This window comes from Micromonospora trifolii, from assembly GCF_050516465.1.
GTDB classification, from domain to species: domain Bacteria; phylum Actinomycetota; class Actinomycetes; order Mycobacteriales; family Micromonosporaceae; genus Micromonospora; species Micromonospora trifolii.
Genome location: NZ_CP191526.1, coordinates 6,357,584 through 6,372,411 on the forward strand (window position 1 = coordinate 6,357,584; position 14,828 = coordinate 6,372,411).

Here is a 14,828-nt window from a genome sequence, read left to right on the forward strand (position 1 = left end):
GTCGCGCGGCGGTCAGGTCGCGTCGTTGCGGAGCACCAGGACGGCGATGTCGTCGCGGGGCGGCTCGACCGAGAAGTTGATCGCCGCGGCGCGCAGCCGGGCGGCCACCACGTCGGCCGAATATCCGGCCAGGGGCGCGGCGGCGTCCCGCAGTCGGTCGGTGCCGAACAGCTCCCGGCCGCGCCGCCGCTCGGTGACGCCATCGGTGTAGAAGATCAACGAATCGCCCGGTGCCAGCGTGATCTGCGCCGTCGGCGAGGTGATCGTGTCGAGCAGGCCGAGCGCGGTGCCGCCGGTGCCGACGAACTCGGCGCCGCCCGCACCGGCCAGCAGCACCGGCCGGTCGTGCCCGGCGAGGTGCAGCGACACGTCCAACTGGTCGCCCTCGCCCGGCCCGACCGCTGCCAGCGCCAGGGTGCAGTAGCGGCCGCCACCGCGCTCGACAAGTGTCTCGTTGAGCCGCGCCAGCGCCTCCGGCAACGGCTTTCCGTCGCCGACCAGCACCCGGATCACGTCCCGGACCAGCCCGGTCACCGCGGCGGCCTGAACACCCTTGCCGGAGACGTCACCGATCACCACCAGCCAACGCCCGTCGGGCAGTGGCACCACGTCGTAGAAGTCGCCGCCCACCTCGGCGTCGTCGCCGGTCGGGACGTACTCGGCGGCGAAACCGATCCCGTCCACCAGCGGCAGCACCGGCGGCAGCAGTGACTGCTGGAGCGTCTGCGCCACCCGACGGCGCTCGGCGTGGATCCGGGCGTTCTCGATGGCCAGCGCGGCCCGCCGGGCCACGTCCTCCAACACCGCCACCTCGTCGGGGTCGTGCCGGTGCCGCTGGTGCCGCCCCACCGCCAGGGTCCCGAGCCGCTGCCCGCGGGCGATCAGCGGGACCGCGAAACCCTCCATCGGCCCGCCCAGGGGGATCTGCGCCGCGCTGCGGGATGCCTCGCGGAGACGGGCCTGGATCGAGTCGGGCCCGGTCTCCGCCAGCACCTTGTGCAACTGCGGAAGCATCGACTCGTCGGCGTGGCTGGCCGCCGCCAGCCGGAGCCGGCCCCACTCGTCGGCGGTGTGCACCGCGCACCACTGACCGAGTCGCGGCACCACCAACTGCGGCACCAGCGCCATGGTCAGGTCGACGTCCAGCGACTGGGCCAGCAGTTCGCTCGCCTCGGCCAGGAACGTCAGCCACACCTGCCGGCGGACGTCGGCCCGGCGCAGCCGGTCGTTCTCCAGGTGCAGCGACAGCCGCTCGGCGGTGAGCACCGCCAAAGGTTGGGCGTACGCCGACGGCGCGGCATCCAACTCCAGATCACCGGCGTACGGGCGGTGCACCGTCAGTGGCACCCGGAGCAGCTCGCTGCCGGGGCGGGGCGGCCGACCGAAGCGGGCCAGCACCTGGCGGCCCTGCCCGTCGCCGCGGTCCAGACGGATCGTGCCGCCGGCCGCGCCCACCATCTCGGCGACCCGGCTGAGCAGGCTGGTGGCGAAGTCGGGCAACGGGTCGTCCCCGTACAGGTCGGGGGCTGTCTGCATGAGTTCGCTCATCGCGCTGGCGCTCGGCGCGGACCCGTCGGCGCTCGTCTGGGGGCCGGCGTTGGCCGGTGTCGACTCGCCGATGGCGCCCGTCAAGGGCGGGTCGGTGCCGGGGCGGTCCAGCCGGAACCAGACGCCCTTCCCGGTGGGCAGGTACGTGGTGCCCCATCGGCTGGCGAAGTGGTCGACCAGCAGCAGGCCCCGGCCCCGCACGGAGACCTCGTTGATCTCGGTGGAGTCGTTGCGGTCGCCGACGGTCAGCTCGTCGCCCGAACCGGGGGCGAAGTCGGAGACGGTGACGGTCAGCCCGATCTCGTCCGCGACGACCTCGATGTCCAGCTCGGTACGGGCGTGCTCGACGGCGTTGGTGGTCAGCTCGGTGGTGAGCAGCAGCGCCTCGTTGGCCAGTTCGTCCAGGTGTGACTCGGTCAACACCGAGCGGACCACGGCACGGGCGGCGGCCGGCGTACGGCGGTCGGCGGGCAGCCGCACACGCCGGACGGCCCCGTCCCGGGCCCCGGCCGTCGCGGGCCCCGCCTCGGCTGACACCCCCGTATCCTCCACCGTCCCCCTGCCGGGTGCCAAGCCGATCACCGATCGCGGGCTGTCGCGTCGGTCAGCGGCACCGGCGGCAGCGCGGCTGACGCGTCGAAACGACCGGTGCGGGAGCCGGGCGAGGTCTCCGCCGCGCCGTGCCGGCTCGACGCCAATTGGGCGGGTCGACGCGCGATCGATGCCACCTGGCGGGTCGCGCACCCTGGCACCACGGCGCGCGCGGGCACAATATGGGGTGCCGGTGTGTCCGCACGGACCGGCGCCCCCGAGTTGAGCGAGGAATGATGACCACGTCGAAGCAGTCGGTGGCGGATCCGTCCGCGCCCGACCACGAGGCGCTCCTCGGTGAGTTGGCCGAGGCACTGCGACGGATCGGGCGCGGCGACCTGAAGGTCCGGCTTCCCCGCCGGGCCGGCGCGGCCGGCGAGGTGGCGGACGCCTTCAACGAGGTCGTCTCGCTCCAGGAGCGGCAGTACCTGGACCTGCGGCGGATCAGCCGGATCGTCGGTCGCGACGGCCGGCTCACCGAGCGGCTCGACGACGAGGGGCTGGACGGCTCCTGGGCGGAGGGGCAGCGGGCGATCAACTCGCTGATCGACGACCTGGGTCGACCGACCACCGAGATCGCCCGGGTGATCGTGGCGGTCGCCGACGGTGACCTGTCCCAGCACATGGCGTTGGAGATCGACGGTCGGCCGCTGCGCGGTGAGTACCTGCGCATCGGGCGGACCGTGAACACGATGGTGGACCAGCTGTCGTCGTTCTCCAACGAGGTGACCCGGGTGGCCCGTGAGGTGGGCACCGAGGGCAAGTTGGGCGGCCAGGCCGACGTGCGGGGCGTCGCCGGCACCTGGAAGGACCTCACCGACTCGGTGAACACCATGGCGTCGAACCTGACCGGCCAGGTGCGGTCGATCTCGCAGGTCGCGACGGCGGTGGCCAAGGGCGACCTGTCGCAGAAGATCACGGTCGGCGCGCGTGGTGAGGTGGCCGAGCTGGCCGCCACGATGAACTACCTCACCGACACGCTGCGGCTCTTCGCCGAGCAGGTGACCCGGGTGGCCCGCGAGGTGGGCACCGAGGGCAAGTTGGGCGGCCAGGCCGAGGTGCCGAACGTGGCCGGCACCTGGAAGGACCTGACCGACAGCGTCAACTCGATGGCGTCGAACCTGACCGCCCAGGTCCGCAACATCGCGCAGGTCTCCACGGCGGTGGCGCGGGGAGACCTGTCGCAGAAGATCACGGTGGCGGCGCAGGGCGAGATCCTGGAGCTGAAGGACACCGTCAACACAATGGTGGACCAGCTGTCGTCGTTCGCCGACGAGGTGACCCGGGTGGCCCGTGAGGTGGGCATCGAGGGCAAGTTGGGCGGTCAGGCCCAGGTGCGCGGTGTCTCCGGCACCTGGCGGGACCTCACCGAGAACGTCAACCAGTTGGCCGGCAACCTGACCAGCCAGGTCCGCAACATCTCCCAGGTCTCCACCGCCGTGGCGAAGGGCGACCTGTCGCAGAAGATCACGGTGGACGCCCAGGGCGAGATCCTGGAGCTGAAGAACACCGTCAACACGATGGTGGACCAGTTGTCGTCGTTCGCCGACGAGGTGACCCGGGTGGCCCGTGAGGTGGGCACCGAGGGCAACCTGGGCGGTCAGGCGCAGGTGAAGGGGGTCTCCGGCACCTGGCGGGACCTGACCGACAACGTGAACTCGATGGCGTCGAACCTGACCAGCCAGGTCCGCAACATCGCCTCGGTGACCACTGCGGTGGCGAAGGGTGACCTGTCGCAGAAGATCACCGTGGACGCGCGGGGCGAGATCCTGGAGCTGAAGTCGACTGTCAACACGATGGTGGACCAGTTGTCGTCGTTCGCCGACGAGGTGACCCGGGTGGCCCGTGAGGTGGGCACCGAGGGCAAGCTCGGTGGTCAGGCGCAGGTACGCGGAGTCGCCGGCACCTGGCGGGACCTGACCGACAACGTGAACTCGATGGCCTCCAACCTGACCGCCCAGGTGCGCAACATCGCCCAGGTCTCCACTGCGGTGGCGAAGGGTGACCTGTCGCAGAAGATCACGGTGGACGCGCGGGGCGAGATCCTGGAGCTGAAGTCGACTGTCAACACGATGGTGGACCAGTTGTCGTCGTTCGCCGACGAGGTGACGCGGGTGGCCCGTGAGGTGGGCACCGAGGGCAAGCTCGGTGGTCAGGCGCAGGTGAAGGGCGTCTCCGGCACCTGGCGGGACCTCACCGACAACGTGAACTCGATGGCGTCGAACCTGACCAGCCAGGTCCGCAACATCGCCTCGGTGACCACTGCGGTGGCGAAGGGTGACCTGTCGCAGAAGATCACCGTGGACGCCCAGGGCGAGATCCTGGAGCTGAAGTCGACTGTCAACACGATGGTCGACCAGTTGTCGTCGTTCGCCGACGAGGTCACCCGGGTGGCCCGCGAGGTCGGTATCGAGGGCAAGCTCGGTGGTCAGGCGCAGGTGAAGGGCGTCTCCGGCACCTGGCGCGACCTCACCGAGAACGTCAACCAGCTCGCCTCGACGCTGACCACACAGTTGCGGGCCATCGCCCAGGTGTCGACCTCGGTGACCCGGGGCGACCTGACCCAGCGGATCGCGGTCAAGGCGCAGGGCGAGGTCGCCGAGCTGAAGGACAACATCAACCAGATGATCGTCACCCTCCGGGAGACGACCAAGAAGAACGCCGAGCAGGGCTGGCTGGACTCCAACCTCGCCCGGATCGGCGGCCTGCTGCAGGGCCAGCGCGACCTCGGCGAGGTCTGCCGCATGATCATGACGGAGGTGACTCCGCTGGTCGACGCCCAGCTCGGCGCCTTCTTCCTGGCCGACGACACCGACGGCAGCATGCGGCTGCGGCTGACCTCCTCGTACGGGTACGTGGCGCGGGGGCACGACGTCACCTTCGGGCCGGGTGAGGGGCTGGTCGGGCAGACCGCGCTCTCCCGTCGCACGATCCGGGTCAGCGCCTCCCCGAACAGCCGGCTCACCCTGCGCTCCGGCCTGGCCGAGACACCCCCGTCCGACCTGGTGGTGCTCCCCGTCCTGTTCGAGGGCGAGCTGCTCGGTGTGATCGAGTTCGCCAGCGTGTCGGCCTTCTCAGAGCTGCACCTGTCGTTCCTGGAGCGGCTGGTGCTCACCATCGGCATCGCGGTCAACACCATCCAGGCCAACCGGCGTACGGAGGAGCTGCTGGCCCAGTCGCAGCGGCTGGCGCACGAGATGCAGGAGCAGTCGGCGGAGTTGCAGCGCACCAACGCCGAGCTGGAGGAGAAGGCCACGCTGCTGTCCGAGCAGAAGGGCAACATCGAGACGAAGAACCGGGAGATCGAGCTGGCGCGGCTGGGCCTGGAGGAGAAGGCGCAGCAGCTGACCCGGGCGTCGGCGTACAAGTCGGAGTTCCTGGCCAACATGAGCCACGAGCTCCGGACCCCGCTGAACTCGTTGCTGCTGCTGGCCCGTCTGCTGGCCGAGAACTCGGAGCAGAACCTCAGCCCGAAGCAGATCGAGTTCGCCCGGACCATCCACGGGTCCGGCTCCGACCTGCTGCGTCTGATCGACGACATCCTCGACCTGTCCAAGATCGAGGCGGGTCGGATGGACGTCGAGCCGACCGAGATCCGCTTCACCGAGCTGCGCGGCTACGTCGAGCAGGCGTTCGCGCCGCAGGCCGAGGAGAAGAACCTGGACTTCCAGGTACGGGTGAGCAAGGATCTGCCGCCGGCGTTGGTGACCGACGCGCAGCGGTTGCAGCAGATCCTGCGCAACCTGCTCTCCAACGCGGTGAAGTTCACCGACAACGGTGCCGTGACGCTGCGGATCGCTCCGGCCGCAGAGAACGCGGTCTTCGACGTCCCGGCGCTGACGAACGCCCAGCAGGTGATCGCGTTCACCGTGATCGACACCGGGATCGGCATCTCCGACGACAAGCTGTCGATCATCTTCGAGGCGTTCCAGCAGGCCGACGGCACAACCAGTCGCCGGTACGGCGGCACCGGCCTGGGCCTGTCGATCAGCCGCGATCTGGCCCGACTGATCGGCGGCACCATCACCGTCTCGTCCGCGCCCGGTCAGGGCTCGACCTTCACCCTGTTCGTGCCGCAGGTGCTGGCCCCGGACGCCGTGGTCGCGCCGCAGACGCCGTCGCCGCAGCGCGCCGGGCTGCCGTCGTCGCTGCTGATGCCGCCGCTGGAACTGCTGCCGGAACGGCCGGAGGCACCGGCCACCCGTCAACTGGACGGCGCCACAGTGCTGATCGTGGACGACGACGTACGGAACGTCTTCGCCTTGACCAGCGCGTTGGAGCTGCACGGGATGACCGTGCTGTACTCGGACAACGGGGCGGACGGTGTCCGCCTGCTGGCTGAGCATCCGGAGGTGGACATCGTGCTGATGGACGCCATGATGCCCGACCAGGACGGTTACGAGACCACCCGACAGATTCGCCGCAACCACCGGTTCGCCGACCTTCCGGTGGTCTTCCTGACCGCGAAGGCGATGCCGGGTGACCGTGAGTCGGCGCTCGCTGCCGGGGGCAGCGACTACATCACCAAGCCGGTCGACCTGGACGACCTGATCGAACTGATGTCGTCCTGGATCAACGGCAGCCGGACCGAGGAGACTTCGTGACCCAGATGGCCAAAGCGCTGCTCGTGGACGACCGGCGGCAGAATCTGACGGCCCTGGAGGCGATCCTTCAGGGCCTGCCGGTTCAGTCCGTGGCGGTGGAGAGCGGCGAGGCGGCGCTCAAGCAGCTGCTGGTGGACGACTTCGCGGTGATCCTGTTGGACGCGCAGATGCCGGACATGGACGGCTTCGAGACGGCGAGCCACATCAAGCGCCGCGAACGGACCCGGCACGTGCCGATCATCTTCCTCACCGCCGCCGACCGGGACGCCCAGCTCGCCCTCCGGGGTTACCAGGTGGGCGCGGTGGACTACCTCACCAAGCCGTTCGACCCGTGGGTGCTCCGGGCCAAGGTGTCGGTCTTCGTCGAGCTGTGGGTGAAGACCCGGCAGCTGGCCACCCAGTCGGATCTGGTCCGGGAGCGCGACACGCAGTGGCGGCGGCTCACCGACGCGGTCGACGAGGCGACCACGCTGCTCCGTTCGGACGACCCGGAGGTCCGCGACCGGGCGGTACGGATGCTCGAACAGGCCCGCTGGGGCAATACCGCCTGACGCGGCGGGGCGGCTCAGCCGGTGGGCTGATCGTTGCGGATCATCAGGGCGCTGCGCAGGCCGGTGATGTCCAGAACGCGGATCAGGAAGTCGCCCACGTGCGTCAGCATCAGCAGGCTCTGCGCGTGGCTGGCCTTGCGGCTGAGCACGACCAGGGTGCCCAGGCCCTGCGAGTCGCAGAAGGTGACACCGCCGAGGTCGAGCACGATCTTCGGGGGTGGGTCGGCCAGCACCTCGTTGACGACGGTGGAGAGCTGCGCCGCCGTGAGCATGTCGATTTCACCGGCCAGGCGCAAGACTGCTTCGTCGCCCGTCCGGTGTAGCGTGATGGACAGTTCGGCACGATCCACCCGGTCAGCCTAGCGCGATCCGACCGACCTGGCCTGTCGAGGCCGCGAGCCGTCCCCGTCCAGGCCGCGAGGCCCCCCGTGTCGGTGCCGCTGACCGGCGCACGTCATGGGTGAGCCGGATAACCCCACCACGGGGTGGCTGCTGGTTGACCGTCCGTCGCTGTCACAATGGCGGCATCGTGACCGACATCTTTCCCGCCGGGTCCGGCCGCTATCCAGCCGACGCGCCGGCCTCCGAGGCCCTGTTCGACCGCGCCCGCGCCCTCGTGCCGGGCGGGGTGAACTCTCCTGTGCGCGCCTTCCAGGCGGTCGGCGGCACCCCGCGTTTCATGGTCCGTGGTGAGGGCCCGTGGCTGTACGACGCCGACGGTCGCCGCTACGTCGACCTGGTCTGCTCCTGGGGTCCGCTGATCCTCGGGCACGCCCATCCGGAGGTGGTGGAGGCCGTCCAGGCCGCCGCCGCCCGGGGCACCAGCTTCGGCACGCCCACCCCCGGGGAGGTGGAGTTGGCCGCCGAGATCGTCGCCCGGACCCCGGTCGAGCAGGTTCGCCTGGTCAACTCCGGGACCGAGGCGACCATGTCGGCGATCCGGCTGGCCCGCGGCTTCACCGGCCGCTCGAAGATCGTCAAGTTCGCCGGCTGCTACCACGGCCACGTCGACGCGCTGCTCGCCGCCGCCGGCTCCGGCGTGGCCACCCTGGGGCTGCCCGACTCGCCCGGCGTGACCGGTGCGGCGGCCAGCGAGACGATCGTGCTTCCGTACAACGACATCCGGGCCGTCGAGGAGGCGTTCGCCGCCGAGGGCCAGCACATCGCCGCGGTGATCACCGAGGCCGCCGCCGGCAACATGGGCGTGGTGGCCCCCCGCGACGGCTTCAACCAGCAGCTCGCCCGGATCGCGCACGCCCACGGCGCCCTGCTCGTGGTGGACGAGGTGATGACCGGGTTCCGGGTCTCCCGCGCCGGGTGGCACGGCCTCGACGCCTCCGACGCCGACCTGTGGACGTACGGCAAGGTCATGGGTGGTGGCCTGCCCGCCGCGGCGTTCGGCGGGCGCGCGGACATCATGGCGCGGCTCGCGCCGGCCGGCCCGGTCTACCAGGCCGGCACCCTCTCCGGTAACCCGCTGGCCTGCGCCGCCGGTCTGGCGACCCTGCGGCTCGCCGACGACGCGCTGTACCAGCGCCTCGACGAGACGGCCGCCGTCGTGGGCAAGCTGGCGTCCGACGCGTTGGCCGCCGCCGGGGTCCCGCACCGACTGTCGTACGCGGGCAGCATGTTCTCGGTCTTCTTCACCGACGCCGACGTGGTCGACTACGACAGCGCGCGCACCCAGCAGGTGCCGGCGTTCAAGGCGTTCTTCCACGCGATGCTCGCCGCCGGCGTCTACCTGCCGCCGAGCGCGTTCGAGTCGTGGTTCGTGTCGGCGGCGCTGGACGACGCCGCTCTGGAACACATCGCCGACGCGCTGCCCACGGCGGCGAACGCGGCGGCAGCGGCCGGTCACGGGGGGTAAGAAAACCTTGAGCAAGACGGTGGTGCACGTGCTTCGGCACGGCGAGGTGTACAACCCCGACCAGATCCTCTACGGCCGGCTGCCCGGTTTCCGCCTCTCCGAGCTGGGCGTGCAGATGGCCAAGGCCGCCGCGCAGGGCCTGGCGGAGCGGGAGATCGTGCACGTGGTGGCCAGCCCGCTGGAGCGCGCACAGCAGACCGCCGAGCCGATCGCCGCCCAGTTCGGGCTGCCGGTCGGGGTGGACGAGCGGCTGATCGAGAGCGCCAACTGGTTCGAGGGCAAGAAGGTCTCCCCGGGTGACGGGTCATTCCGCGACCCGCGCAACTGGTGGGTGTTGCGCGACCCGGTGACCCCGTCCTGGGGCGAGGCGTACCGGGTGATCGCCGAGCGGATGTTCGCCGCCGTGCAAGCCGCCCGGGTCGCCGCCGAGGGGCGCGAGGCGGTGCTGGTGTCGCACCAGCTCCCGATCTGGACGTTGCGCCGTTACGTCGAGCGTAAGCGGCTCTGGCACGACCCGCGCAAGCGGCAGTGCGGGCTGGCGAGCCTCACCTCGTTCCACTTCGACGACGCGAAGGTGGTGGGCATCGGCTACAGCGAGCCGGCCGCGCACCTGATCGCTCTCTCCGCGACAGCCCGGACGGCCAAGGGGGCCTGATGAACGCCCGGAGGTGGACCGCCGGTCTGCTCGCCACCGTCGCCGCGGTGGCGCTGGTCGGCTGCACGTCGTCGAAGGCGCAGGAGAAGACCTGCACGACCACCACCGACGGGATCTTCGAGTGCGCACCGGACCAGCGCTCCGCACCCCCGAAGGTCGCCGGTGAGCTGCTGCTCGGCGGCAGCTACGACGTCAGCGAGGCGCGCGGTCAGGTAGTGGTGGTCAACTTCTGGGGCTCCTGGTGCGCGCCGTGCCGCGCCGAGGCGGACGACCTGGAGGCCGTCTACCAGGCCACCAAGGGTTCCGGGGTGAACTTCCTCGGCATCAACGTCCAGGATTCGCGGGACAAGGCCAAGGCGTTCGAGAAGGGCCGGGTCACCTATCCGAGCCTGTTCGACCCGTCCAGCAAGACGGCACTCGCCCTGGACATCCCGCCGAACAGCGTGCCGGCGACTGTGGTGCTCGACCGGGACGGCCGGATCGCGGCGGTGATCCGGGCCGCCGTCAAGCAGGAGGGCCTGCAACCGATCGTCGAACGGATCGCCGCCGAGAAGCCGGCGCCGAACTGATGGGCGACACCTTCCGGGAGTTGGCCCTCAGCGGGCCGCTGCTGCTCGCCATCGGCGCGGCGGCGCTCGCCGGCCTGGTCAGCTTCCTCTCCCCATGCGTGCTTCCGCTCGTCCCCGGTTACCTGTCGTACGTGACCGGTCTGGCCGGCGCCGACCTGGAGGGCCGCCGGCCGGCGGCCGATCCCGCGCCGGCCACCGGGGGTGTCGCGGTCAAGGAACGGGTCGCGCGAGTAGGCGCGGTCAAGGGTCGGGTGCTCGCCGGGACGCTGCTCTTCATCGGCGGCTTCACAGTCGTCTTCGTGGCCACCGCGATCCTCTTCGCCAGCATCGGCCGGGTGTTCTTCGACTACAAGCGCGAGTTGCAGGTCGGCGTCGGAGTGCTGGTCATCGTGGCGGGGTTGAGTTACCTCGGGATGATCCCGGCCCTGCAACGGGAGTTCCGGATCTCCCGGTTGCCGTCGGCCGGGCTGCTCGGCGCACCGGTCTTCGGGGCGGTCTTCGCGCTCAGTTGGGTGCCCTGCACCGGCCCCACGCTCGGCGCGGTGATGGGCATGGCCACCGCCAGCGGCCAGAGCGACCGCGCGGTGGTGCTCGCCGTGGCGTACTGCCTCGGGTTGGGGATACCGTTCATCGTCTTCGGGCTGGGCTTCGAACGCCTGCTCGGGGTCTTCCGCGCCGTCCGGCGCAACAGCCGCTGGGTCACCCGGGTCGGCGGCGCTCTGCTCATCCTGATCGGCCTGGCCCTGGTCACCGGCGGATGGCAGAGCTTCGTGATCTGGTTGCAGACCACCGTCGGGGTGGGCGAGGTGAGCATCTGATGACGGTCGTCGACGACCGACCGGAGACCGTGGCGCCCGCGCCACGCCGCCGGCCGAACCGGCTGCTGGCCCTGCTGCGCAACTCGTGGCGGCAGCTCACCAGCATGCGTACGGCGCTGATCCTGCTCTTCCTGCTCGCGATCGCCGCCATCCCCGGCTCGGTGCTGCCGCAGCGCGGGATCAGCCCGGAGAAGGTCAACGAGTACTTCGTCGACCACCCGGACTGGGCCCCCCGACTGGACCGGATCGGCGCGTTCGAGGTCTTCGGGTCGGTCTGGTTCTCCGCGATCTACCTGCTGCTGTTCACCTCCCTGATCGGCTGCATCACACCCCGGCTACGCGACCACGTCCGCACGCTGCGGTCCCGGCCGCCGGCCGCGCCGAAGCGGATGGCCCGGCTGCCGCAGCACACAGTGCTGCCCGCCCCGCCCGGTGGGGCGGCGGCGATCGCCGAGGCGCTGCGCAAGCGCCGCTGGCGCGTGGAGGTGCGCGGCGACGAGGTCTCCGCCGAGAAGGGCTACCTCAAGGAGACCGGCAACCTGCTGTTCCACACCTCGCTGATCGCGGTGCTGATCGGCGTGGCGCTCGGCTCCTGGTACGGCTGGAGCGGCAACCGGCTGCTGGTGGCCGGCGCGGACAACGCGTTCTGCAACACCCGCCAGCAGTACGCCGAGGCGAAGCTCGGCCCCCAGGTGAGCAGCGCGGACCTGCCCCGCTTCTGCCTGCGGCTGGACGACTTCGAGGCCCGGTTCCTGGCGTCCGGTCAGCCGGAGTTCTTCAATGCCACGGTCACCGTCGACGGCCCGGACGAGCCGACCCGCAGCGCCGACTTCTCGGTGAACTCGCCGCTACGCCTGAACGACGCGAGCGTCTACCTGCTCGGCCACGGGTACGCCCCGGTGATCCGCTACACCGACCGGTTCGGCAACAGCCAGATCAGTGACGAACCGTTCCTGACCACCGGCGACATGGGCCTGACCAGCGAGGGGCTGGCGGCCTTCCCGGACGCGAACGTCGACCCTGCGACCGGCCAGCGCGCACCGGATCAGCAGATGGCGTTCACCGGCATCTACCTGCCCACGGCGCCCGAGCAGGCGCCGTTCGTCCGCTCGCAGTACCCCACCGAGCGCAACCCGGCGCTGAACCTGGTCGCCTACCGGGGCAACCTCGGCCTGGACGCCGGCATCCCCGGCTCGGTCTACCAACTCGACCAGCGGCAGGTGCGGGCCGGCAAGGTCAAGGAGGTCGGCACCAAGCTGCTCCGCAAGGGCGAGACCTGGAAGCTTGACGACGGCACGACCGTCGAGTTCCTGGGCACCGAGCGGTACGTCACCCTCTCCATCCGGCACGACCCGGGCTCGACGATGCTGCTGGTCAGTTGCGGCGTGCTGCTGGTCGGGCTGATGGGTTCGCTGTTCGGGAAGCGCCGCCGGGTGTTCTTCCGGGTGGTGCCGGCCGACCCCGGCGAAGGATCTCCGACGAGCGGTAGTAGCTTGATGGAGGTCGGTGGGTTGCCGCGTACCGACTATCCAGGGTTCGCCGACGAGTTCACCCAGCTGGTCGCCGCCGTCAGCGGTACCGAACGGGCTGGTGCTGGCGCTGACTCCGCTGACCGGGCCGGCGTGCGAGAAGGAGCCGAGTGATGTCCGCACTCTCCGACAATCTGGTGACCTTCGCGATCCTGGCGTACCTGGTCGCGATGATCGGCCACGCCGTCGAGTACGCGCTGGGCAACGTTCGTACCCGGGTCGCCACGGCGGCTCCGACGCGCGAGTTGGTCGGCGCCGGCGGCGGTGTCGTCCCGACGCCGCCCGCGCCGGTCCCGTCGCCGCCCACGGCCGACCGTCCCGCCGGGCGGGCCCGCCTCGGGGGCCTGATCGGGGTCGGGGCCACCGCGGTCGCCGCCGCGCTGCACCTGGCGGCGCTGGTGACCCGTGGGCTCGCCGCGGACCGGATGCCCTGGGGCAACATGTACGAGTTCGTGCTCACGGTGACGTTCATCGGGGTGGCCGCCTGGCTGGTGGTGCTCTGGAAGCGACCGTCGCTGCGCAAGCTCGGGCTCTTCCTCACCCTGGTGATGGTGCTGCTGGTCGCCACCGCCGAGCTGGTGCTGTACGTGCCGATCGTGCCGCTGGTGCCGGCGCTGAACTCGTACTGGTTCGTCATCCACGTCTCGACGATCGTCTTCGCGTCCGGCATCTTCCTGCTCGGCGTGGTGCCTGCGGTCGGCTTCCTGATGCGCAACGGGTACGAGCAGGGCAAGCGGAGTTTCCCGTACACCCTGGCCAAGCGGCTGCCCGGCGCGGTCGGCCTGGAGCGGCTGACCTTCGCGCTGCACGCCTTCGCGTTCCCGATCTTCACCTTCGCGGTGATCGCCGGTGCCATCTGGGCCGAGGCGGCCTGGGGTCGGCCGTGGGGCTGGGACCCGAAGGAGACCTGGGCGTTCATTTCCTGGGTGGTGTACGCCGGCTACCTGCACGCCCGCGCGACGCCCAGCGTCAAGCGCAACGTGGCCACCTGGATCGCGGTGCTCGGCTTTCTCACCATGCTGATGAACCTGTTCGGCGTGAACATCTTCTTCACCGGCCTGCACTCGTACGGCGGGCTGGACTGACCCCCGCGCCTGGTCGGCCGTTGATCCACTCGGCTTTCAGGAAGTGGGGGTGTCCTGCGCCCTGGGACGGCCCGACTCCCTGAAACCCGAGTGGATCTTGCGGTGGCGGCCGTCGAGCTGGGGCAGACGATCCTCGACCGGGAGCACCCGCCGCAGCTCACCGCCGTGATCGACGAGGCCGCGTTGCAGCGCTTCGCGGAAGGCTGCGCCGGGGTGCTGGCCGAGCGGCTCCGGCATCTGGTGGCGTGCGCCCGCCGCCCGCACATCCGGGTGCACGTGCTGCCGCAGGGCGTGGGCCTGCACGCCGGCCTCTTCGTGCGTGCGTCGAGGTCGCCGACAACCTGGCCGGCCGGGTGCACGTCCGCGATTCCAAGGACCGCGACGGCGGCCTGCTGACCTTCACCCCCGCCGCTTGGCGGGCCTTCGTCGAGCTGGCCCGCACCCGCTGACCGACCACTGAGCCCGGCAGCCCGCGATCAGCCACCGAACCAGCCGGGCACGTCGAGCCGGAACCAGTTGGCCGAGGCCATCGTGCGCAGGTCGTCCTCCATTGCGGTGACTCGCTCCGGGCCGAGGGTGTCGGCCCACTGTGCCCGCAACCGGTCGAAGATCTCGGCCGAGCGGCGTAGCCCGTCGGCACCGCGTGGGGTCACCCGAACCAGCCGACGCCGGGCGTCCGAGGGGTCGTCGACCCGTTCGAGGTAGCCGACGGCGACCAACCGGTCGACGGTCTTGCCCGCGGCCTGCTTGGAGATGCCCAGCCGCTGGCCCAGTTCGGTGGCGGTGGTGCCGTCCGGGCCGACGGCCTGGAGCACGAACCCGTGTAGCGGTCGCAGCTCCGGATGCCCCTCCCGGGCCAGCTCGGTGTGCAGGTCGTCGATCAGCGTCCGGAAGCCGGCCAACAGCAGCAGCGGTAGCTGGAAACCGGGCCGGGCGGGATCAGCGGTTGCCATCTTCGACAACCACGTTTACTATTTCGTCAACCACGTTGACTATCGTAACGTCCCCCGA

Annotated in this window: 11 protein-coding genes and 2 pseudogenes; 10 read left to right on the forward strand and 3 right to left on the reverse strand. The window is 70.7% G+C overall.

From position 1 onward, the window contains the following. Positions 1-12: 12 nt before the first annotated feature. Entirely contained in the window at positions 13-2,085 is a 2,073-nt protein-coding gene (locus ACQRWP_RS29665) for a SpoIIE family protein phosphatase (protein WP_430499472.1), read from the reverse strand. Between the two features lie 287 nt (positions 2,086-2,372). Between ACQRWP_RS29665 and ACQRWP_RS29670 the strand changes: the two genes are divergently transcribed. Further along, positions 2,373-6,743 carry a HAMP domain-containing protein gene (locus tag ACQRWP_RS29670; protein ID WP_430499474.1) on the forward strand — a complete coding sequence of 1,457 codons (4,371 nt, stop codon included), beginning with the start codon at positions 2,373-2,375 and terminating at the stop codon, positions 6,741-6,743. Continuing rightward, on the forward strand, positions 6,740-7,294 hold the full coding sequence (locus tag ACQRWP_RS29675; RefSeq protein WP_196920611.1) for a response regulator: 555 nt from the start codon (positions 6,740-6,742) through the stop codon (positions 7,292-7,294). Before ACQRWP_RS29670 ends, ACQRWP_RS29675 begins: the two co-directional genes overlap by 4 nt. A gap of 14 nt (positions 7,295-7,308) precedes the next feature. Here the strand turns inward: ACQRWP_RS29675 and ACQRWP_RS29680 are convergent, their stop codons facing one another. Beyond that, positions 7,309-7,644 carry an STAS domain-containing protein gene (locus tag ACQRWP_RS29680; RefSeq protein ID WP_088951070.1) on the reverse strand — a complete coding sequence of 112 codons (336 nt, stop codon included), beginning with the start codon at positions 7,642-7,644 and terminating at the stop codon, positions 7,309-7,311. Positions 7,645-7,823: 179 nt separating this feature from the next. On the opposite strand from ACQRWP_RS29680, the gene hemL reads away from it, so the two are divergent. The 8 genes and pseudogenes from hemL to ACQRWP_RS29720 form a co-directional block, all read left to right on the forward strand. After that, on the forward strand, positions 7,824-9,161 hold the full coding sequence (hemL, locus tag ACQRWP_RS29685; protein WP_430499476.1) for a glutamate-1-semialdehyde 2,1-aminomutase: 1,338 nt from the start codon (positions 7,824-7,826) through the stop codon (positions 9,159-9,161). A 7-nt stretch (positions 9,162-9,168) separates the two neighbouring features. Continuing rightward, positions 9,169-9,816 carry a histidine phosphatase family protein gene (locus ACQRWP_RS29690; protein ID WP_266303973.1) on the forward strand — a complete coding sequence of 216 codons (648 nt, stop codon included), beginning with the start codon at positions 9,169-9,171 and terminating at the stop codon, positions 9,814-9,816. Further along, positions 9,816-10,385, forward strand: a complete 570-nt coding sequence (locus tag ACQRWP_RS29695) for a TlpA family protein disulfide reductase (protein WP_350854418.1) — start codon at positions 9,816-9,818, stop codon at positions 10,383-10,385. The genes ACQRWP_RS29690 and ACQRWP_RS29695 overlap by 1 nt, the downstream gene beginning before the upstream one ends. Further along, positions 10,385-11,203 carry a cytochrome c biogenesis CcdA family protein gene (locus ACQRWP_RS29700; RefSeq protein ID WP_430499479.1) on the forward strand — a complete coding sequence of 273 codons (819 nt, stop codon included), beginning with the start codon at positions 10,385-10,387 and terminating at the stop codon, positions 11,201-11,203. The genes ACQRWP_RS29695 and ACQRWP_RS29700 overlap by 1 nt, the downstream gene beginning before the upstream one ends. Further along, entirely contained in the window at positions 11,203-12,846 is a 1,644-nt protein-coding gene (resB, locus tag ACQRWP_RS29705; RefSeq protein ID WP_430499481.1) for a cytochrome c biogenesis protein ResB, read from the forward strand. The genes ACQRWP_RS29700 and resB overlap by 1 nt, the downstream gene beginning before the upstream one ends. After that, positions 12,846-13,817, forward strand: coding sequence for a c-type cytochrome biogenesis protein CcsB (gene ccsB, locus ACQRWP_RS29710; protein ID WP_430499483.1), 972 nt, complete (start codon positions 12,846-12,848; stop codon positions 13,815-13,817). The genes resB and ccsB overlap by 1 nt, the downstream gene beginning before the upstream one ends. A 54-nt stretch (positions 13,818-13,871) precedes the next feature. Next, positions 13,872-14,117 (forward strand): annotated as a pseudogene (locus ACQRWP_RS29715) (Scr1 family TA system antitoxin-like transcriptional regulator); the annotation flags it as partial. A gap of 17 nt (positions 14,118-14,134) precedes the next feature. After that, a pseudogene (locus tag ACQRWP_RS29720) lies at positions 14,135-14,266 on the forward strand (DUF397 domain-containing protein); the annotation flags it as partial. 27 nt (positions 14,267-14,293) lie between these two features. Here ACQRWP_RS29720 and ACQRWP_RS29725 read toward each other — a convergent pair. After that, positions 14,294-14,770 carry a MarR family winged helix-turn-helix transcriptional regulator gene (locus ACQRWP_RS29725; RefSeq protein ID WP_430499485.1) on the reverse strand — a complete coding sequence of 159 codons (477 nt, stop codon included), beginning with the start codon at positions 14,768-14,770 and terminating at the stop codon, positions 14,294-14,296. Between the last annotated feature and the right edge of the window lie 58 nt (positions 14,771-14,828).

Coding starts and splice junctions, on each gene's coding strand:
- ACQRWP_RS29670 (WP_430499474.1), top strand. CDS start 2,373: ATGATGACCACGTCGAAGCAGTCGGTGGCGGATCCGTCCGCGCCCGAC.
- ACQRWP_RS29725 (WP_430499485.1), bottom strand. CDS start 14,770: ATGGCAACCGCTGATCCCGCCCGGCCCGGTTTCCAGCTACCGCTGCTG.
- ACQRWP_RS29695 (WP_350854418.1), top strand. CDS start 9,816: ATGAACGCCCGGAGGTGGACCGCCGGTCTGCTCGCCACCGTCGCCGCG.
- resB (WP_430499481.1), top strand. CDS start 11,203: ATGACGGTCGTCGACGACCGACCGGAGACCGTGGCGCCCGCGCCACGC.
- ccsB (WP_430499483.1), top strand. CDS start 12,846: ATGTCCGCACTCTCCGACAATCTGGTGACCTTCGCGATCCTGGCGTAC.
- ACQRWP_RS29700 (WP_430499479.1), top strand. CDS start 10,385: ATGGGCGACACCTTCCGGGAGTTGGCCCTCAGCGGGCCGCTGCTGCTC.